The organism is Corynebacterium jeikeium, assembly GCF_000738175.1.
GTDB lineage: Bacteria > Actinomycetota > Actinomycetes > Mycobacteriales > Mycobacteriaceae > Corynebacterium > Corynebacterium jeikeium_C.
This window is the reverse complement of sequence record NZ_JFCH01000007.1, coordinates 1-19,394: the sequence shown is the minus strand read 5'-3', so window position 1 is coordinate 19,394 and position 19,394 is coordinate 1. Positions and strand designations below refer to the sequence as shown.

The 19,394-nt window shown below is 61.6% G+C and carries 20 protein-coding genes; 9 read left to right on the top strand and 11 right to left on the bottom strand.

Features of this window, described 5'->3' with window-relative positions:
* Positions 1 to 59: 59 nt before the first annotated feature.
* Positions 60 to 1,475, top strand: a complete 1,416-nt coding sequence (locus JQ46_RS11395; protein WP_237744652.1) for an LCP family protein — start codon at positions 60 to 62, stop codon at positions 1,473 to 1,475.
* A 44-nt stretch (positions 1,476 to 1,519) separates the two neighbouring features.
* Here the strand turns inward: JQ46_RS11395 and JQ46_RS00130 are convergent, their stop codons facing one another.
* The 3 genes from JQ46_RS00130 to JQ46_RS00120 form a co-directional block, all read right to left on the bottom strand.
* The gene (locus JQ46_RS00130; protein WP_424647989.1) at positions 1,520 to 2,392 is read right to left on the bottom strand and encodes a DUF5926 family protein; all 873 of its coding nucleotides are present in this window, start codon (positions 2,390 to 2,392) and stop codon (positions 1,520 to 1,522) included.
* A gap of 34 nt (positions 2,393 to 2,426) precedes the next feature.
* A complete protein-coding gene (locus tag JQ46_RS00125; protein WP_034984384.1) occupies positions 2,427 to 3,353 on the bottom strand; it encodes a glycerophosphodiester phosphodiesterase family protein in 927 nt (308 codons plus the stop codon).
* Between the two features lie 109 nt (positions 3,354 to 3,462).
* Entirely contained in the window at positions 3,463 to 4,392 is a 930-nt protein-coding gene (locus tag JQ46_RS00120) for an L-lactate dehydrogenase (protein ID WP_034984463.1), read from the bottom strand.
* Between the two features lie 313 nt (positions 4,393 to 4,705).
* Between JQ46_RS00120 and JQ46_RS00115 the strand changes: the two genes are divergently transcribed.
* Together JQ46_RS00115 and JQ46_RS00110 are read left to right on the top strand one after the other, a co-directional pair.
* Complete coding sequence (locus JQ46_RS00115; RefSeq protein ID WP_034984383.1) at positions 4,706 to 5,308, top strand: superoxide dismutase; 603 nt, start codon at positions 4,706 to 4,708, stop codon at positions 5,306 to 5,308.
* A 267-nt stretch (positions 5,309 to 5,575) separates the two neighbouring features.
* Positions 5,576 to 6,337, top strand: a complete 762-nt coding sequence (locus JQ46_RS00110; RefSeq protein WP_034984382.1) for an LppP/LprE family lipoprotein — start codon at positions 5,576 to 5,578, stop codon at positions 6,335 to 6,337.
* 19 nt (positions 6,338 to 6,356) lie between these two features.
* On the opposite strand, the gene msrA is transcribed toward JQ46_RS00110, so the two are convergent.
* Entirely contained in the window at positions 6,357 to 7,061 is a 705-nt protein-coding gene (gene msrA, locus JQ46_RS00105) for a peptide-methionine (S)-S-oxide reductase MsrA (RefSeq protein ID WP_192817213.1), read from the bottom strand.
* Positions 7,062 to 7,101: 40 nt separating this feature from the next.
* The gene (locus JQ46_RS00100; RefSeq protein ID WP_080719461.1) at positions 7,102 to 8,571 is read right to left on the bottom strand and encodes a TM0106 family RecB-like putative nuclease; all 1,470 of its coding nucleotides are present in this window, start codon (positions 8,569 to 8,571) and stop codon (positions 7,102 to 7,104) included.
* Positions 8,572 to 8,951: 380 nt separating this feature from the next.
* Between JQ46_RS00100 and JQ46_RS00095 the strand changes: the two genes are divergently transcribed.
* The 4 genes from JQ46_RS00095 (at position 8,952) to JQ46_RS00080 (ending at position 12,621) form a co-directional block, all read left to right on the top strand.
* Positions 8,952 to 9,578 (top strand): DUF6474 family protein, encoded by a 627-nt coding sequence (locus JQ46_RS00095; RefSeq protein ID WP_034984379.1) that lies wholly within the window; start codon positions 8,952 to 8,954, stop codon positions 9,576 to 9,578.
* Positions 9,579 to 9,632: 54 nt separating this feature from the next.
* Entirely contained in the window at positions 9,633 to 11,411 is a 1,779-nt protein-coding gene (locus JQ46_RS00090) for an alkaline phosphatase D family protein (RefSeq protein WP_034984378.1), read from the top strand.
* 243 nt (positions 11,412 to 11,654) lie between these two features.
* A complete protein-coding gene (locus JQ46_RS00085; protein ID WP_034984377.1) occupies positions 11,655 to 11,999 on the top strand; it encodes a histone-like nucleoid-structuring protein Lsr2 in 345 nt (114 codons plus the stop codon).
* A 37-nt stretch (positions 12,000 to 12,036) separates the two neighbouring features.
* On the top strand, positions 12,037 to 12,621 hold the full coding sequence (locus tag JQ46_RS00080) for a DUF2020 domain-containing protein (protein WP_034984375.1): 585 nt from the start codon (positions 12,037 to 12,039) through the stop codon (positions 12,619 to 12,621).
* On the opposite strand, the gene JQ46_RS11290 is transcribed toward JQ46_RS00080, so the two are convergent.
* Both JQ46_RS11290 and JQ46_RS00070 read right to left on the bottom strand, forming a co-directional pair.
* Complete coding sequence (locus tag JQ46_RS11290) at positions 12,611 to 12,784, bottom strand: hypothetical protein (RefSeq protein WP_034984374.1); 174 nt, start codon at positions 12,782 to 12,784, stop codon at positions 12,611 to 12,613. The two genes, JQ46_RS00080 and JQ46_RS11290, sit on opposite strands and share 11 nt — an antisense overlap.
* Complete coding sequence (locus JQ46_RS00070; RefSeq protein WP_034984373.1) at positions 12,785 to 13,585, bottom strand: class E sortase; 801 nt, start codon at positions 13,583 to 13,585, stop codon at positions 12,785 to 12,787.
* A 79-nt stretch (positions 13,586 to 13,664) separates the two neighbouring features.
* Here JQ46_RS00070 and yidC point away from each other — a divergent pair, with 79 nt between their 5' ends.
* Positions 13,665 to 14,606 carry a membrane protein insertase YidC gene (gene yidC, locus JQ46_RS00065; RefSeq protein ID WP_034984461.1) on the top strand — a complete coding sequence of 314 codons (942 nt, stop codon included), beginning with the start codon at positions 13,665 to 13,667 and terminating at the stop codon, positions 14,604 to 14,606.
* Here the strand turns inward: yidC and JQ46_RS00060 are convergent.
* The 3 genes from JQ46_RS00060 to JQ46_RS11285 all read right to left on the bottom strand — a co-directional run bounded on the left by JQ46_RS00060 (position 14,603) and on the right by JQ46_RS11285 (position 16,710).
* Positions 14,603 to 15,346, bottom strand: a complete 744-nt coding sequence (locus JQ46_RS00060) for a TetR/AcrR family transcriptional regulator (protein ID WP_034984372.1) — start codon at positions 15,344 to 15,346, stop codon at positions 14,603 to 14,605. The two genes, yidC and JQ46_RS00060, sit on opposite strands and share 4 nt — an antisense overlap.
* 135 nt (positions 15,347 to 15,481) lie before the next feature.
* Positions 15,482 to 16,393, bottom strand: coding sequence for a universal stress protein (locus JQ46_RS00055; RefSeq protein ID WP_034984370.1), 912 nt, complete (start codon positions 16,391 to 16,393; stop codon positions 15,482 to 15,484).
* Between the two features lie 161 nt (positions 16,394 to 16,554).
* Positions 16,555 to 16,710, bottom strand: coding sequence for a hypothetical protein (locus tag JQ46_RS11285; RefSeq protein WP_162145167.1), 156 nt, complete (start codon positions 16,708 to 16,710; stop codon positions 16,555 to 16,557).
* 96 nt (positions 16,711 to 16,806) lie between these two features.
* Here JQ46_RS11285 and JQ46_RS00050 point away from each other — a divergent pair, with 96 nt between their 5' ends.
* Complete coding sequence (locus JQ46_RS00050; RefSeq protein WP_034984368.1) at positions 16,807 to 17,748, top strand: pseudouridine synthase; 942 nt, start codon at positions 16,807 to 16,809, stop codon at positions 17,746 to 17,748.
* 12 nt (positions 17,749 to 17,760) lie between these two features.
* On the opposite strand, the gene JQ46_RS00045 is transcribed toward JQ46_RS00050, so the two are convergent.
* A complete protein-coding gene (locus JQ46_RS00045; protein WP_034984367.1) occupies positions 17,761 to 19,272 on the bottom strand; it encodes an MFS transporter in 1,512 nt (503 codons plus the stop codon).
* Positions 19,273 to 19,394 lie beyond the last annotated feature (122 nt).

The following is a 19,394-nucleotide window of genomic DNA, read 5'->3' as shown; positions in this document are numbered from 1 at the left end:
GCCGCCGTACCACTGCATTGACGCCAGCCCTAGCCCCGGAACCCGTTATTATTGTCCCCATGAATTCTCGCGATAATTTCGGCTCCCGCCGCCCCGCCAACAATGCCGGCGGTACGGATGGCACCGGAGGCATGGAGATCGCCCGGGATCGACACGGCAAGCCCATCCTGGATCGCTACGGGCGCCCGGTGCGTAAGGGCGTCATCCCTCCGAGCAACAAGGAGGGCCACACGCGCCCCACGGGCAACGAACCCACCAGGCGCAACCAGCCCCAGCGCCGCGAGATCCCGAATCAGCCCGAAGGGCCGCGCTACCGCCGAGCCGAGCCGCTCCCGCCGCGCGATGCCACCCTCAATGCCGACCGGGGCTACCAGCCACAGCCAGGCCAATATCAGAGCCAGTATCCGGGCCAACAGCCCCAACAGGGTCAACCTTTCGGCGAGCCGCAATTCGGCGGCTACCCCGACGACCGCTCCGGCAGGGGCCGCGATGGCAGGGGCGAGCCCCCGCGCCCCACTCGGCGCCCCCGCGGGCGGGCTACCCCGCGGCCGAGGAAGCGCAAGCGCTTCGGTTTCTTCAAGGCGCTAGGTCTGCTCCTGGCCATCGTGCTGGCGTTCAGCATCGGCGCGGCCGTGTGGATCGATACGAAACTGCAGCGCACCGATGCCCTGCAGGATTACGACGGCCGCTTGGGGAGCACCTCCGGCACCAACTGGCTGCTGGTGGGCTCGGACTCCCGTGCCGGGCTGAGCGAGGAGGACGCCGACCGTCTGATGGCTGGGGAGCTCGACGATTCGGTGGGGCGCACGGACACGATCATGGTGGTGCACATTCCCCGCTTCGGAGGGGACGCGACCATGCTCTCCCTGCCGCGCGATAGTTGGGTGGACATCCCCGGCTACGGGCAGAACAAGCTCAACCAGGCGTTTTCCCTCGGCGGGCCGGCGCTGCTGCAGCAGACCGTGGAACAGGCGACGGGCATCCACCTGGATCACTACGCAGAGATCGGCTTCGGCGGATTCGCCAATGTTGTCGACGCTGTCGGCGGCGTGGAGATGTGCCTGGACGAGCCGCTGGAAGACCCGATGGCGGGCATCAACCTGCAGGCCGGCTGCCAGGAACTCGATGGGCCGACCGCGCTGGGGTACGTGCGCTCCCGCTACGCCTCGGCGCAGGGGGACCTGGACCGCGTGGAGCGCCAGCGCAAGTTCCTGGCCGCGCTGTCCGAGAAGATCAAGTCCCCCGGTACGCTACTGAACCCATTTAAGAACCTGAAGGTCGCCGACGCCCTCAGCGCGAACATGACGGTCAACGAGGACGACCACGTGTGGAACCTCGCTTCGCTGGGCCTGGCTATGGCCGGCGGTGCGAAACAGGAGACCGTGCCGATCGCAGGCTACGAAAACACTTACGCCGGCAACGTCGCACTGTGGGACGATGCCGGCGCAGAGGAGATGTTCGCGAAGCTGCGTTAAGCAGTAGCTGGCTAATTCGCTAGCCAGCTACAAGCCAGCCGCTGCTAGCGGATGGTGACCTCGCGGGACTGGATGGTCTGCTTGGCCTTCTGCTCGTCGGCAGTCAGCGGAGCATCCTTGGCCAGGGCTTCTGCGATCTTCGGATCCAGAGCCTCCAGCCCCTCCTTCCAGGAAGCGGACTCGCGGCTGCGATCCAGGTCCCACACCGGAACCAGGATGCCGTGGGTGCGGAACACACCGGCGAACTTGGAGCCCTCGCCCAGGTGCAGCTCACCAGCGGCGTGCAGGCGGGCCAGAGCGTTCAGCAGCTCCTCCTCGCCCTCCTGGCGAACCCAGCGGATGTGCGCCTTGTCGGACGGATCGATCCACCATGCGGCGCCCTTGATGTCCGCCTCCACGCGCTCGGAGGGCAGCACGGATTCGTTAGCGCGCTGCAGGGTAGCGGCGATCTGCGGGTTGTTGCGGTTTTCCTCAGTCAGCCACCAGGCGAAGTCCTGGGCGACGGTGATCTCGGAGGCAGCGTCCTTGTTCAGGATGTCCGCCAGGGCGGGCTCGGTGCCGTCGGCCACGCCGACCTCCAGGGACTGGCCCGGCTCGGCCTGCTTTACCCAGTTCAGGGCGAATGCCAGGTCACGGTTCGGGTTATCACCGCGGCGCTGGGTCTGCAGTGCGACGAAGGCCTCGCCGCCGTCTTCCTTCGAGCGGCGCAGCGCTGCAACCGCACCCGGCAGGACGGTAACGATGGAGATCTTGTGCTCTGCGTCCTTCACGTCGGCAACGAAGTGCGCCGAAGGGACGAATTCCTGCAGGGCGATCAGGTCGGCCTCCATGGCGAATCCGTCGAAGGGGCGCGGGTCCTTCTGCAGCTTCGCGCGTTCCGCGGCGCGGGCGGCGAGCTTCGCCTGACGGCGGCTCATGCCCTCGGGCAGGTTCTCTTGATTCTTTTTCTTCTTAGCCACGGTCGTTAATTGTACCTGGCTGCACCAAGGAAAATGCAGCAGCACTGGTTTCGCTGGCTGGCCCCGGCTTGTCTGCCGCTAGCTTGGCAGACACCGGCCTATCCAGTCCCAGTTCACTGTCACGCCACATCCGTGCCCGCCCGGGGTAGTTCGTCGCCAGCCAGGTCACTCCCTGGCGCGCAGCCCACCGCACCTCATCTTCCTTGTCGGCGGTCCACACGTAGGTTCCATCGCCAAAGCGGCCGATGATGTCGGGGCGAATCCGACCACGTGCGACCGACAGGCCGTGGGCGTCCACAACATGCAGTGCCTCAAGCCCCGGGTTGAGCATGCGCTGGTACTCGCGCCGCAGCAGGATGCGGTGGACTGCCGGGTTGATCATCTTGAAGCGCACCAGCGATTGCGGGCTGAAGCTGATCAGGTGCACGTGCGCGCTCTCCGCAAGGTGCGCCCGCTGCAGTTCGTAGTGCAGGGCGTGCTCGACCTTGGGGCCGTAGCGGTTCGGGTGCTTGGTCTCGATAAAGATGTCTTTCTTTAGTGACGCCCCCTCTCCAGCCGCCGCATTGTCCGGCCTCTGGCTGTGCTCCTGCCTGGCATCGATCCGCGAGGAATTCACGTCGTTAAAGAAGGTCAGAAGCTCGCGCAGAGTAAGCACCTGCGCGGGCTCTTCAGGAGTGCCGACATTGAGCTCCCGCAGCTGCGCCAACGTCATCTCGCTGACCACGCCGTTGGATTTCGCGGGCTTGTCCACCGCCACCCGGTCGATGGTGCGGTCGTGCAGGCAGACGAGTTCCCCGTCGCGGGTCAGGCGGATGTCGCATTCGAAGCCGTCCGCTCCCCTTTGCTCGGCCAGTTCATAGGCTGCCAGGGTGTGTTCTGGGCGTTCCTTGGAGGCTCCGCGGTGGGCGACAATTTTCATACCCTCTATTTTTAGTGCGCCGGCCTGCAACCGGCATCCGCTCACGCCGGGCACCCTCCAAGTTTCACTTATTGTTTACTTAAATCAGCCCCGGTTAGATCAGCCCGGGCTAGATCAGGCCTGTTTCGCCCATCACCTTACGCAGCACGTTCGCGGAGTGGTCGAACTTCTCCTTTTCTTCGGCATCCAGCTGCAGCTCCACGGCATGGCGCACGCCCTGGCGGTTAATCACCGCGGGAGTGCCGATGTAGATGTCCTCGAATCCGTACTCGCCCTGCAAAAGCGTAGAGATCGGAAGCACGACATCCTGGTTGCTGAACACCGCCTGGGTAATGCGCGCCAGCCCCATGCCGATGCCGAAGCTGGTAGAGCCCTTGGCCTGGATGATCTCGTAGGCCGCGTCGCGGGTCTTCACGAAGATTTCGTCGACGTCCTCGTCGGCGGATTCGCCGATCAACTCCAGTCGGTGGTGGATGGAAGTGCCTGCCACCGAACCGGCGGATAGCACCGGCAGCTCGGTATCCCCGTGCTCGCCGATCACGTAGGCGTGCACGGAAGTCGGCGCGAGGTCGAAGTAGCGGCCCAGCGCGTAGCGGAAGCGCGCGGTATCCAGGATCGTGCCGGAGCCGATCACGCGGCTGGAGTCCATACCGGAGAACTTCCACGTCGCGTAGCTCAGGATGTCCACCGGGTTGCTGGCGACCAGGAAGATGCCGTTGAAGCCGTGTTCCATCACGTCGCCGACGATCGTCTTGAAGATTGCGGTGTTCTTGGCAACGAGGTCCAGGCGGGTTTCCCCGGGCTTCTGCGCCGCGCCTGCGCAGATGCAGACCATTGCGGCATCGCGGCAGTCCTCGTAGGTGCCAACCGTCACGCGGGTGTTGTGGTGCGACCACGGCACTGCGTGGTTGAGGTCCTGTACGTGGCCCCAGGTCTTGCGCTCGTCCAGGTCGATGATGGCCAGGTGGTCGGTCAAACCCTGATTGACCAGGGTGTATGCGTAGGCGATGCCGACGTCGCCCGCGCCGATGAGCACGATCTTGGAGCCGGGGGTCGGTGGCGTGGTGGTGCCGTTGGTGTCGCCGTTGGTGTCATTGTGCGGTTGTGGAGCAGTCACTGTGGCCTTCTTCCTTCTGGTTGCCCTGTAGGTGCCTTCGTTCTTTATTGACGCCCACGGCCAGCATAGCGCTCGGCCCAGACACGCTCACCACAAGAGTTTCTGGGCATTGAACTTTTGATACGTGGCGTCAATAACTAATAAGTTCCTAATAGAAAACCTTGCAGGAACCATATTTTCGCGCCACACTTGTTGTCATAAGCACTCCCGACGTGTGAAAGGAATTTTAGAAACTATGACTAAGTACGAACTTCCCGAGCTGGATTACGCATACGACGCTCTGGAGCCCCACATCTCCGGCGAGATCATGGAGCTGCACCACACCAAGCACCACCAGAATTACGTTAACGGCGCTAACGCTGCCCTCGAGAAGCTGGAGGCTGCCCGCAAGGATGGCTCCATCGCTGGCGTAGTTACCGCACTGTCCAAGGATCTGGCTTTCAACCTGGGTGGCCACACCAACCACTCCCTGTTCTGGAAGAACCTCTCCCCGAACGGTGGCGGCGAGCCGACCGGCGAGCTGGCTGAGGCTATCAACCGCGACTTCGGCTCCTTCGAGGCATTCCAGGAGCACTTCAACGGCGCTGCTCTGGGTCTGCAGGGCTCCGGCTGGGCAGTCCTGGGTTACGACCACATCGCTGGCCGCCTGGTTGTCGAGCAGATGACCGACCAGCAGGGCAACCTGTCCATCAACCTGACCCCGCTGCTGCTGCTGGATATGTGGGAGCACGCCTTCTACCTGCAGTACAAGAACGTTAAGGCAGACTACGTGAAGGCTGTCTGGAACGTCTTCAACTGGGACGAGGTTGCAAAGCGCTACGAGGCTGCCCAGAAGTAGCCCAGAATTAAGCTGCCTCAAGGGAGCGCCCGCGTAGGCGCTTCCCCAGCACTGAAAACTAAATGGAGCTGGCCCTGTATCAGCCGGAAGCATCTTCCGGCCATTTGATACAGGGCCTTTTGCGTCCCTAGAAACGCACCCCTAGAAACGCAACGGGCCCGGCGAACGGTTTCTTAAACGAGCACTCACTCACTTCACGCGCTCGATTGGACTTTCGCAGCTGGCTCACAAGTCAACTACACACCCACCTGAGATTGGAGAAGAACCATGAAGGCTCAAGTACGAACCATCCGTTCCAACCACTCCCCCGATTCCCAGCGCACGCGCGGTGGTCGCCGCACCCGTCAGTTTGGTGCCGTGGTCGCCCTGACTGGCCTGCTGCTGGGCACTGCAGCCTGCGGCGACGACGGCAACGATGAAGGTGCTCCCGCTGCATCTGCAACCTCCAACGCGGAAACCACGGACGCTGGCTCCGCCGACAAGGGCGAAGCGCCTAAGGAAGGCAACAACCAGAACGCAGAAGGTGCGAACACCGAAAACGCCGCAGTGCCAAACCCCGCTGAAGGCGAGGATGCCGAAGGCGACGCTAACGAAGGTGGCGCCGACGGCGGTAACCAGGACTGCTCCGAACAGCCAGACTCCCCAGAGATCACGAACAACATCAGCAAGCTGCCGCCGAACCAGTTCGGCTGGAAGCCCACGGGCGAGTCAAACTACAACCCCTGCAACGACCTCAGCTACGCGCTGATCACCCAGGCGCAGCAGGGTAACAGCCAGTTTGCGACCCAGCTGATGCTCTTCCACAAGGGCAAGTACATCGGCGTTGGCTCCGACACGGTTCAGCAGACGGAGATCCTCTCCGCCACGGATTCCTCCGTCACCGTGCGCATGCGCGACTGGGAGGCACTGCAAGAGTCCGGCGAGGCCAACGCGCAGGCCCCCAACTACTACTCGGACGTCACTTTCCGTTGGAACGGCAGCAAGGTCGTGCCAGAGGGACGCATTCCGAACCAGAACCTCTCCAAGTAGGCTCGCAGTCGCTGGCTCGCTAGTCCCCCAGCACCCCGACGGGGCAACTCACACCATTCGGGCCGTGGTTGCAGTACCCGCCGGGGTGCTTGTGTAGGTACTGCTGGTGCTCGTTCTCGGCCAGGTAGTACTGCCCGTCGCCAATCTTCGCGAGCTCGGCCGCTTCTGTGGTGATCTCCCCGAAGCCCGCGTCGCTAAAGCGCTGCTGCCAGCCAGCGATGGCCTGCCGCACGCGCCCCAACTGTTCGGCGTCCTGCGTATACACGCACGAGCGGTACTGCGTACCCACGTCATTGCCCTGCCGGTCGCCCTGAGTGGGGTCGTGGTTCTCGAAGGCCACCTGCAGCAGTTGTTCCAGGCTCACCGCGGCAGCGTCGAAGACAATCCGCACCACCTCGGCGTGGCCGGTCCGCCCGGTGCATACCTCGCGGTAGGTGGGGTTTGGGGTGTAGCCTCCGGCGTAGCCCACAGAGGTCCCCCACACTCCGTCCATGCCCCAGAACATGCGCTCCACACCCCAGAAGCAGCCCAGGCCCAGGACGATCTGCGCGGGCTGCTCTAGCCCGTCGGCCTCGGCCCAGTAGCTATCCTCCAGGCCGGTCAGCGGCGTGCCCAGAACCACGTTCGGCTGCGGATTCTCCAGCACGGGCGTGCGGCCGCCCTTCAGCGCGTCCCCCGGACCGACTCTTTCAGCCCGATACGGCCCCTGACTGTTGAGCGCCATGATGCGTTCGAAGAAGTTCGTCATGCCCTTTCCCTCTTTCTTATTGACGCCACAGCTCCCGCAAGCCCGGCGCGCCCCGGCGCAGCCACGCGCGAACCGCCGAGGTCGCCACGCAGTCGTCGGCGTTATAGCGCTCCAGCTTACGCCTGGCCGCCTGCGCCGTGGTGCGGGATCCGCCGATGGCCTGCTCAAACAGCTCTACCGCCGCCTTGCCGTTGATGCCCGCCTGGCTGAACTCGAATCCCGCCAGCGGCGCCACCGTCTTTAGCCCCAGCGAATCCGTGGGCGCCAGCGCCTTTTTCACCAGGCCGAAGCAGTCGCACCAGTGCTCGGAGGCGATGAAGGCATTCACCTCCTCCAGCGTGGGCATGGTCACCTTCATGTTGGTGCCCGCGACCTCGTAGCGGCGCCCGCCGTAGCGCTCGGCGGCGTGGCGCAGCCAGTAGTTTTCCCCCTGCGCGGCATACACCCACACCTGGAAGTTCTTTCCGTCCTCCAGGGCGCGGTCCTTCTGCGATTGCATCCAGTGCCAAAATTCGGCTACGTGTTGGCCTTCATCGCCATCCCGGCTGAAGTCCCCGAACCCGATGTAGCGCGAGCCGTCGAAGGTACCCCAAAGGAACGTGCCGCGGTTGGGGTGGGCCTCCATGTCCACGTCAATCTCCACCCAGTCGCGCAAGGCTCCGGCGGCGCTGCACTCACTGCCGCCCCAGAGTTCCGGCTGTTCCAGCCAGTTCTTCTTCGGGCGGCGCAAAGCCACCTGCCCGTCCATCCAGGCCTGCGCCAGCTCTGCCTGTTCCCCGTTCCCGGAGGCCGCCAACTGCGGCAGAGTTTCGATCCCCTTTTCCCGCCACTTGCGGGCCTTATCCCCCGGCAGCAGCAGGCTGATCTCCCGCGCCTGCAGCAACTGGGCCCGGCAGTGATTGTGAAATTCACAGGTCTGGCATTCCTTGATCCTGCGCGGCCCGGTAGGGATCGGCTCCTCTAACGCGGCCTGCAGGCCGGGGAGCACGGAGGGGGCGTCAAAAAAGAAACAGCGCGGCCTGTCCGGCCCGGCGCGACCGATCAGCGCAACGGTGCTGGCGGCAAAACCCCATTGTCGCAGTACAACGTGGGCGATGGCCACCTTCTGGGCGTCCCCGGCGGCGGCGCGATGGCGGAAGTCGATCGGCGCCGGCACGGCCAAACCCAGGGCGCTAATGTCCGTCACCCGACAATCCGCCAACTGCGTGGCCCGCGCGCGGCGCGCCACGGAGTGCAAGGAGATCGCGACGGGCGTGTACTGCATAAACTCGTCGACCCCCTTGCCCCGGTCCGCGCGGACGAGCAGATCCAACTCCACCCGGAAAGGCCCTTCGGCCAGCATGGGGCGGGTGATCAGTCGAGCTCCGGAAGCCAGCGCCTCCAGGGTCTGTTCGACGGCGGTGTCGGGCTCGCTAGGGTCGATATCCACCCTGGTGGGGAACACTTTGTCGCCGATCCGCGGCTTCGTCGGCAGGCGCCGAAACACCTGTTCCCGCCGGAGCGCCGCGTTGGCCTTGCGCTGGACGGACTCCACGTAGGACTCGAGATCCTGTGCGATGTGGATACGCGGGGTGGCCGATGCTTCCTGCTGATCTTCGTGGCGCGCCTTTTGATGACGCCGCAGTACCGCACGGTGGCGGCAGCCCACGAGGTCGCTAGGGCTAAGCGGCGGAAAATCTTCAGGCAGGCTCACAATAGTTTCTAAGCCTAGCGCGTCCTCCGGACAGTCAGCGCGCCTCCCCAAGTGGCTAAGCCTGCGCCTCGGGGTGTCGGAGTACAGTGAAGCAAGTACAGTAAAGATGTTTCTTAAGTAATCTGGTTGAACAGTAAGACAGATCAAGACAGATCAATTCGCATCGGAGTGACATGGGACTGCTCAGCGGTATGCGCAAGCGCCGTCAGGAAAAGAAGGCCATCGAGAAGGCAGCGAAGGTTCGCGCCAAGGCACAGGTAAAGGCCGACTCGAAGCTGGAGAAGCGCAAGGAGGCCTACCTGCGCAAGACGGCTAAGCAGGTGCGCAAGATGGATGCCAAGGAGCTCAAGGCACAGCGCAAGCACAACGAGAAGATGGCAAAGGCCTCGCTGGAGCAGATCAAGGCCGGTCGCTTCAACTCTAAGAAGGTACTGAAGGTCGCCGGCGCCGCCCGCGTGGCCGCACCCTTTGCAATCCCGCTGTTCTACCGTGGCATGACTGCACTGCAGGAGGCCTCCAATAGCTCCGCGGCCCGCCGCAGCGGCCTGGCCACCAAGGCAACCGCTCAGTTCCCGGGCGATGGGGGTCTGCAGCAGGCACGCATCAAGAAGATCCGCAAGTCCCTGGACGATGGCGTGCCGACCGGCTTCGCCAAGGACATCTCCGAGCGTATGGACGACCTGGATAAGGCCGTCGAGAACTCCCGCTCTATGAACGACGGCCAGGCAAAGCGTGTGCTGCGTTCCGTATCCAACGAGCTGGATCTGGTGGAGGCCCAGATTAAGGCCAAGCGCAAGTAGAGCTTGGGGGGATCTCACCCAGCGAAACGCGTTTGAGCGTGGTTTCATTGGGCTATGACGAACAAGCCTCAGGAAAACTCCACCCCCACCCCGGCTCGGTCCGGCCAGTTCACCCGCCGCCAAGTCCTACAGACCAGTGCGGCCGGTGCAGCTGCCGCCGGCATCGGCGCCGTTGCCGCCAACTCCACCGCCTCCGCCGCGCCGCTGGGTTCCGCCAAGCGCCCGAACCCGCCCATCAACAAGAAGATGGGCAAGGCAGCCTTCCAGCACGGCGTTGCTTCCGGTGACCCATACCCGGATAGCGTGCTGCTGTGGACCCGCGTGACCTCCAACGAAAACGACTACCCAGGTGACGGCGAAGGCCAGGCCACCAACGTCAAGTGGGAGGTCGCCAGCGACGAAAAGTTCACCCAGATCGTCACCTCCGGCACAGCGAAGGCTGAGCCTGCCGGCGACATGACCGTGAAGGTAGAGGCTCGAGGTCTGAAGCCCTACACCGGCTACTTCTACCGCTTCACCACCGTCGATGGCCCCCGCAAGGGTCACACCTCCCCGGTCGGCAAGACTCGCACCGCCCCCGCCAAGGGTGCCGACGTGTCCGAGCTGCGCTTCGCGCTGTTTAGCTGCTCCAACTGGGAGGCTGGCTTCTTCAGCGCCTACCGCGATATGGCCAAGCGCGGCGACATCGACTACGCGCTGCACGTCGGCGACTACATCTACGAGTACCCGCGTGGCGAGTACACCGGTAAGACCGGCTCCGTCCGCCTGCACGAGCCGGCCAACGAGATCGTCTCCCTGGCCGACTACCGCCAGCGCTATGCTCAGCACCACACCGACCCGGACCTGCAGGCCGCGCACGCTGCATGCCCGTGGATCGTCACCTGGGATGACCACGAGGTCGCCAACGATAACTGGTCCCACGGTGCGGAGAACCACCAGCCGGACAAGGAGGGTGACTTCATCGCCCGCCGCAACGCCGCCATGCAGGCCTACCTGGAGTGGCTGCCGATCCGCGCCACCCCGCTATCCGAGAAGGGCCACATCTACCGCAACCTGTCCTTCGGCAACCTGGTCGAGCTGAACATGCTGGATCTGCGCACCTACCGCAACGAAAAGCCCGGCTTCACCGCTGCCCGCAAGACCGACGACGACTCCCGCACCATGCTGGGCTCCGAGCAGTTCGGTTGGCTGACCAAGAAGCTGTCCACCTCGACGGCACGCTGGAACTTCATCGGCAACTCCGTCATGTTCAGCCCAGTTCTGATTCCGCCGCTGGATCCGGAGGCCACCAAGGCCGTCACCCAGCTGCTGGGTCTGCCGGAAGAGGGTATGCCCTACAACTTCGACCAGTGGGATGGCTACGCCGCCGAGCGTCGCCGCGTGATCAAGTACCTGGTGGACAACAAGATCCGCAACACTGTCTGGTTGACCGGCGACATCCACTCCTCCTGGGCCAACGACATTCCGGCCAAGCCGGGCACCTACCCGAACGGCGGTACCGCAGGCGTGGAGATTGTCTGCACCTCCGTTACCTCCTCCAACATCGACGACATTCTGAAGCTGCCGGAGGATAACGCGCTGTCCCACACCGTGGAGTACGCCTTCACCAACATGAACCGCCACGTGAAGTACCTGGACTTCGACTCCCACGGCTACACGGTCGTGCGTGTAACGAAGGATGCGGTGGACGCTAACTGGATCTTCCTGGCCCCGGACGGCAAGCTGAAGCCGAACCAGCCGCTGCACTTCGGCAAGGCCGCCACCACCAAGTGGGGCGAGGGCATTCACACTTCCAACGTGCGCATCGACCCGGCTAAGCACTCCGCTCGTTAAAAAGCTTTACAGCGCTTTATTACCCTCAGGTTCACACTTGGGGGTATTTTTATTTATTCTTTCCTTAATGACGCCACCCTTTCCAGCGCCTTTACTGCCCATTAAGCTTTTAAACAAAGCTCATGATTGAGACTTGCCTTTAATGGGTTAGACTAGTGCGTGAAAAACTATTAACTAAGTCACGCAGATAGCCCCCCCCTGGAAGCTATAGGCAACAAACACTTAAAAGAAAGGAATTCTCCGATGGCACGCCGTGAAATTACCCAGTTCTTTGACGACCTGGACAATGCCCCACTTTCCGAGGACGAGGTCAACGTTGTTGATTTCAGCGTCAACGGAATTGATTACACCCTGGATTTGTCCACCAAGAATCGAGAGGCTTTTGAAAAGGCTTTGGAGCCTTATATTCAGGTTGCCCGCCGCAAGACCCGCGGTGGTGCCGGGCGCCGTGCCGCTGGCCGCAGCACCAACCCGGAGCGCAACCGCATGATCCGTGAGTGGGCACGCGAGAACAACGTCCCGGTCTCCGAGCGCGGTCGCATCTCCGCCGACGTTATTGAAAAGTTTGAAAAGGCTCGGGGCAAGTAACCGCTTTTCGCTTTTTAGAGATTCGAGGTTGTCGAAAATGAGGCGTCACAAAGTAAAAAGAGCTTCCCTAGCGCTGGTGGCAGGCACCGCACTGGTCTTTAGCATCAGCGCCTGTGGGAGCGCGGGGGACGACGAGCCAACCTCAGAAACCTCCGCAGAGCGCACCGTCGACCCAGTGAAGGGCACGGAGCTGCCGATTGACGCCGCCCCGGAGCCAGTGGGGCAGGGTGGCCAGGAGGTTTGTCCCTACCTGGACGGCGAATGGTTGCAGAACACCAACGGCCAGCGCCTCACCGGCACCGGCACGGACGAGCGCTTCGACCCTCCCGCCTGTGTTTTCTGGTCTTACGAGGACTACCCGCAGGCCACGGTGATGGTGCGTCACATGCGCACTAACTCCGATGCGATCGCGGTGGTCGACCATGCCGCGCCGATCGATTCCACGCTCAAGGCCCTTGACCCAGAGGGGTGGAGCGGCGGGCGCCGTGGTGGCGACGGGGAATCCGGCGCAGTGTACGCGGTGTGGAAGGACGAAACGGCCGTGGTGGTCACCACGGCACAGGAGCAGTCAGTGAAGGCGCAGAAGATCGCTGAAGAGACGATCAAGAACCTCAAGCTCTAAGCAGTCCCTCCGAAACGCCCACATCGGTCCAGGGCATCATCGGCCCGATCCAGGGGAACACGACCTCCATAAGGAGGAAGAAGATACCCACCAGCAGCACCAGGACGATCAGCAGCTTGACCCACCAGGGGCCCGGCAGGTTACGCCACAACATCGCGTACATTTAAGCTCCCTCCGTCAATTCCTCGGGCACCTCGCCGCCCTTCTTCGGCTCCGAACGGACGAGCGCCGCGTGGACAATCATGCGCTCCTTGTTGGAAAACTGCGGGTGGCAGGTCGTCATCGTTAACAACGCCGCATCGTCCTTGGGGTGCACCTCGACGCGCTCCTGACCGGGGACGGGATTGATCACGTTGATGTCGTTCGGAGTGGTGATGTAACGGCCGTTGACGCCCGCGTATTCACCGCTGGAGATTTTCTGCGCCAGCTCTGGGGGCATGCACTTCTCGGCCTCCGCCAGGCGATCACCCGGAGCTACGTCGATCGGCAGCACACGGTAGATATTCCAGCTGCCGGCGGTTTCCACCACCACGGAATCGCAGGTTTTCAGAAGCCCTAGGTCGTTGAAGGGGGAACCGCGGCCCACGCGGTGGCCGGCCATGGCGAAGTTGCCGGGTTTACCCGGCGCCTGAGTGTCTTGGTAGTGGCCCGGCCCCTTGCTCAGATCCTCGTCGGCCACGCCCTTGACCACAGAGAAGTTAAAGTCCGAGCCGAAAGAAGGGATATACAGCCGGGCAAAGGCGGCGCCTTCGGCCGGTTCGGTCAGCGGGCGGGGGTTCTTCTCATCCCACTGATCATCCAGCTCCTGGGCGACTGCGGCCTGTTCGCGTCCGGATTGAACATCCGTCCAAAAAACATCCCAGAAACCGAAAAGCAGGGCGATAACACCAAAGGTGATGAGGATTTCGCCGAAAACACTAATCGGGTCGAGTCGTGTTTCCGCCTGTCGTCGGTGTCGCGCCATGCGTCACATGCTACTACGTTCTGGGGCGCTACCCCACCGTATCCCGCAGCTATCTCTCATGGCGGGTAAGCTCTCCTCCATGAAGATTGTCGAGTATCCCGTTGCCCTATTCCTGAAGGCATGGCATTACCTTTTTGCCGATATTTTTGGCTGGGATGCAGCACAATCTTGGTTGCTGGCGCTTGTGCTTCTGATTGTTACCGTTCGGTCCCTGCTTTTGCCTTTCGTCTACCGGCAGTCTTATTCCAGCCGTATTCTGATTAACATCCGGCCAAAGGTTTATCGGCTGGAACAGGAATACAGCGACGATAAAACAGCCGAAGGTCGCAAGGAGCTGGCCAAGAGGCGACGCGAGCTACAGAAGGAACACGAGTATCGCTTCTCCGACGGTTGTATTCCAGCGCTTATCCAAATTCCGGTTCTGATTGGCCTGTACCGCATGCTCATCCACGTCACCAGCCCGGACCCAGAGATCAACGCTTCCGTCAACGGCTTTGGCCCTCTGAATGCCGAGGAAGTCCAGTCACTGCTTTCCGCAAAGCTCTTCGGAGTGCCTATGGCCGCTTATGTGCAGATGGCTGATTCGCAGTTCGCGGAAATTCACACCACCAAGGAGCAGGTCTTTTGGGTAGTGTTCCCCATGGCTATTCTGGCGGCGATTTTCACCACATCTAACTGGGCTTACTCCATGTATCGGAATTACCTCACGGTGGATCACAACTCAGGAGTGGCCCGCGGACTGCTGAAGTTGATGTGGCTGATCGGTCCGATCGTGCTGATTGCCCCGTTCACCATTGCTCTGGGCGCGGTCGGCCCGGTTGCGTTGATGATCTACTGGGTGGGTAACAACCTGTGGACCACCACCCAGACGATCACCATTCAGCGAATCCTGGACCGCAAGATCCCCTACTCGGAGGAGTTCCTGGAGCACCACAAACTGATGAAGAACCAGCTCATCGAGCGGAAGAAGGAAAAGAAGGAGAAGAAAAAGCTGGCGCGGAAGGCCAAGCGAAATAGCTAGATGTTGTAGCTCATCGGCGCCGTCAGCAGTAGCTGCTTCGCCAGGCCGCGGGCGGTTTCCAGCGGCACAGTGTTGCGGGACATCTTCGCGCCGTTCAGCCCGCCGTCCATGAACACCATCAACTGGTCAGCCAGCGTCTGCGAGGCATAGCCGAAACGTTCCGTAAGCAGCTCGGCCATCGTGTCGCGGCACCAGCGACGGTACTCCATCGCCGCATCGCGGATGCGCTGTTCCGAATCGGTCTCTGGCCGCGGGTATTCGCTGGCTGCGTTTTGGAAGTGCGAGCCGCGGAAGTTGTTCTCTGGCTCCTGCTGAATACACAGGTCGAAGAACGCGATGATGCGATCCTCCGGCTTTTCGCGCTCATCCGCCAGCGCGTGCCAGTCCTCGCGCCACTTCTGATCCAGTTCCTGCAGGTAAGCAACAACAAGGTTGTCCTTCGATCCAAACAGGGAGTACAGGCTGGCTTTCGCCACGTCTGCGTCGCGTAGGATGCGGTCGATGCCGATCACGCGAATGCCTTGCGTGGTGAAGAGGTTCGTCGCGCTTGCCAGCAGACGCTGGCGCGGCCCGGGCCGGTTGCGGCGGCTAGAGCGGGCCGTCTGCTTCGTGGCCTTCCCGGTTTTCTTAGCCGTCTTCTTTACGGCCTTCTTGGCCGCCTTCGCCCCCTCTGCGTTGACCGAGGAATCAGTAGAGGCCGCGGAGCCCGCCGTGCGGGTTTTATCCTCTGCCGTTGCCATCTACTTCTCTCCTTAACCTTGTCATCTCTGACCGTCGGCCTTTAGCGCGCTTACTCGCATAAGTCTACAAAATCCTGCAGAGCCCATTGGACTCTACAGGATTTGTGTTATCTCGCGCTATTATTTTGCGCTCAATTACTTGCGCTTCTGGTCCTTCGGGCGGACAACCATCATCGGGCACGGTGCGTACTGCAGCAGGGTACGGGAGGTGGAGCCCAGCAGCATGCCCTTGAAGCCGCCACGACCGTGGGAGCCGACGATCAGCAGCTGCGCATCCTTGGACGCTTCGGTGAGAGACTGCACCGGGCGCTCGCGCTCGACGATCTCTTCGACCTGTACGCTCGGGTACTCCTTGATGAGCTCCTTCAGCTCGTCTTCCATCATGTTCTGACGCTCGACGATCATGCGATCCATCTGGTTCTGCGCATCCACCAGGCCAACGTAGGTGGTGTGGATCTGCGTGTCGGTCCAGGAGTGCACGGCGCGCAGCAGGGCGCCACGTGCCTCGGCCTCGCGGAAGGCAATCTTCAGTGCCTGGCGGGAGATCTCGGAGCCATCCACGCCGACCACGACGGGGCCGTACTTGTTGTCGACGGTCACGTCGTTGTCCTTGCGCACAACCACCACCGGGCATTCGGCGTGGGCGACAACAGCGCTGGAGACGGAGCCCATGACCAGGCCGGAGAGGCCGCCCAGGCCGCGGGAGCCCATGACGATCATCTCCGCAGTCTCGGAGAGGTCCAGGAGAGTATCGATCGGGGCGCCTTCCTTGACGAGGTAGCTGACCTCGACGTCGGCGCTGAAGTCGGTGACGATCTTGCGGGCGTTTTCGATCTTGTCGCCGGCCTCGCTCTCGAGCTCGTCATAGAGCTCCTGCGGCGGAACCATTCCGTCGGCGTACATGAACTGGGGCATGGTGTAAGCGCTAACCAGCTTCAACGGCTGCTTGCGCTTCAGGGCGGCGTTCGCGGCCCACCTAACGGCCTCGTTACTGGCATCAGAGCCATCAACTGCGACGATGATTTCCTTATCGCTCGTGGTAGCCATGGGAAACGATCCTTCCTTGCAAGGGCATTATTTGATTGATCCTCTACACTTCCCATTATCCTTAAAAGCGCTAATCAATGCAGAAAGGGTGCCCATTTGCCCCTATTTTCGGGACAAATCGGGCACCCTTTGGGTGGGAATATAGATTTTAGGTTGAGGGACTAGGCCTGGGTGTCGGGCAGCGGAACGTCCTCAGCGCCGGGCGCGTTGGACGGGGAGAAGAACTCGAGGAGCGTGCGGAAGATGTTCAGCAGAACACCGCCAAGCTCGCTCTTGAACAGGGAAGACAGGGAACCGGTAATTGCAGCAATATCCATGCCGGGTAGCATAACGGATTGATGGGACCATTACCAGTAAAAAAGGGACTAAATCCTACGCGGATTCTTGTTCCCCCAGCTACCGACACGCCGTGGGTGGCAAAAGATTTTTTGTGGCACCTTATTTCCTCCCAGCGCCACCGCGCAGAAGATGATAATTTTAGCGCCGTTTTAGATCGCTTCGCTGCAGGCGAAGTGTGCCTGGATTCAGGCGAGGCACTCGCCCCGGACGACGTTTTGCGTCCTGGTAGCTTTATCAATTTCTACCGCCGCCCTGCCCCGGAGCGTCCCGTCCCCGGTGAGATCGCAGTACTGCACCAAGATGCGGATATCGTCGTAGTAGATAAGCCACCTTTCTTGGCTACTCTCCCGCGGGGGCAGCACATCACCGAGACCGCACTGGTCAAGGCCCGGGTACAGCTCGGTATCCCGGAGCTCTCCCCCTCTCACCGCCTCGATCGCCTCACTCGCGGCGTGCTGTTGATGACCGCCCGCCCAGAAATCCGCGGCGCTTACCAGACGATGTTCGAGCGCCGAGTCCCCCACAAGGTTTACGAGGCACTGACTCCTCTGCCTGAGGAGGCTCCATTCGCTCCCATCGCTCCACTAGCTGACTGGCGCTCGTGGGATCCGCCCACGCCTGAGCGTCCGTGGCGTCTGAAGCACAGCATGTCGAAGACACGCGGGCACCTCAGCACCATCCTTACCGACGGGCCACCCAATGCTCTTACCCTGGTCACAGGACTGCGCACGGAGCGGCGCGAGGGGCGCAAGATCCTTGTTTGGCGCCTGGAACCCCACACCGGCAAGACCCACCAGCTGCGCGTCGTCCTCCGTTCGCTTGGTCTGCCGATTCTGAATGATCCCTTGTACACCGAACTCACAGACGCGGCGCTCTTTTCTATTGACGCCCCTACGCCCCGGCCGGTCTACGTGGAGGACGAGGACTTTTCCTCCCCAATGGGGCTTATCGCCAAGGAGCTCCGCTTCCCCGACCCTTTGAGTGGCCAGGAGCGGAAGTTCGTCAGCCGCTTCTAGCCATCTGCGAGATCAGTCCTGCAGCTCCACAGTTACGCCCCGCAGGATACGGGCTGTGTAGAGGCAGCCGGCCGCCAAAACCACCACGACCAAGACTGTAATCAGCGCGAAGGCATGAGAGTAGGCCGTGTCTGCGGCAGCTATCAGCGGTTCCGCCCAGCTGGCGTCTGAAGAATGCGCAAGATGCACGGCGGCGTGCAAGCTGTCCGCAGCCTCCTCGGGAGCACCGGTCGGCAGAGTAATCAGCGCCGAATAGAAGGCCGTCACCAAGCTACCGAGAACAGCAATGGACGTAAGGGAGCCGAATTCGTAGCTGACTTCCTCCACTGAGGAGGCCATGCCTGCACGATGGCTGGGTACGCCAGAGATCATGGCGATGGAGGCTACCGCCATCACCGCGCCCAACCCCATACCCTTAATAAACAGGCCGCCGAGCAGTAGGGGCGTCGACTCCCAAAGACCATAAAGACACACAATCACCGCACCGATGGTGGCTAGTCCGAAGCCGCCAGCGATCAGTCGCCTGATTCCGAAGCGCGCTAAACGAGCACCGGCATAAATAGACGAGAAGAGGGCGCCAATGGCCGCGAATGTCACGTAGACGCCGGAGCGCAGCGGCGATAAGCCGTCGGCAAGCTGCAGTTTTTGTGTAATGACGTACTGCAGGCCAGCAAGAGCAAACATGGAAAGCGCTGCTCCCAACGCGCCGGCGCGAAACGCAGGGAATCGAAAGATGTCAAGGGTGATCAACGGCTGGTCTAGTTTGTTTTGACGCCGAGTAAAGGCCCAACCGCCGAGGATGAGCGTAATGGCTGCTATGCCAATAACTGGCCAATTCTGCGGGGAGTGACTGCCCTCCTTGATGAGCATCACTGCGCTTACCAGGGTGACCATTGCGTAGAAGGAAGAGATAAAGTCCCAATGCTTATCCCGCTGCGGCTGATCCTTCGGAGCGACGAAAGGCACAGCGATCAGCGCTGCGATAACAAGGGGAACGTTGATCAGGAAACAGGATCCCCACCAATACAGTTCCAAAAGCAATCCGCCGGCGATAGGTCCGAGAGCGGCGGAAACGGTTGAAAGACTGCCCCAGATGCCGATTGCGAGGTTTAGCTCTGCCGGATCTAAAAAGGTAAGCCGAATAAGCGACAACGTAGACGGCATCATCGTAGCGCCACCTACTGCTAACAAGGCGCGGCCAAGAATAAGAATCCCGGGGGAAGGGGCGAAAGCTGCTACGAACGAAGCAATTCCGAAAATGACAAGCCCCGCCACGAACATTCGTCGATGCCCGATCTTGTCTCCAAGGGTTCCGGTGCCGAGTAGTAAGCCGGCGATGACAATTGCATAGATATTGACAATCCATAACTGTTGGGTGCTGGATGCACCGAGATCTTCTACGAGGCTCGGAAGCGCTGTGTAGAGGATGGTGTTATCGATCGTAATGATGGTAATAGCTACGCCGACTGCGGCTAGTAGCAACCAGCGTTGGAGGGGTGTGTTTAGAGCTGGCTGAGCATTCATAGATGAGACTTTAGCAATTGCGGGTTAAAGGGTCAAAAGGGGATGCGGACGGAATCTTGGAGGATTCCATCATGAACCGCTCATACACCAAGGAGCAGCGACGCAGAGCTCTGCAGGTTTAC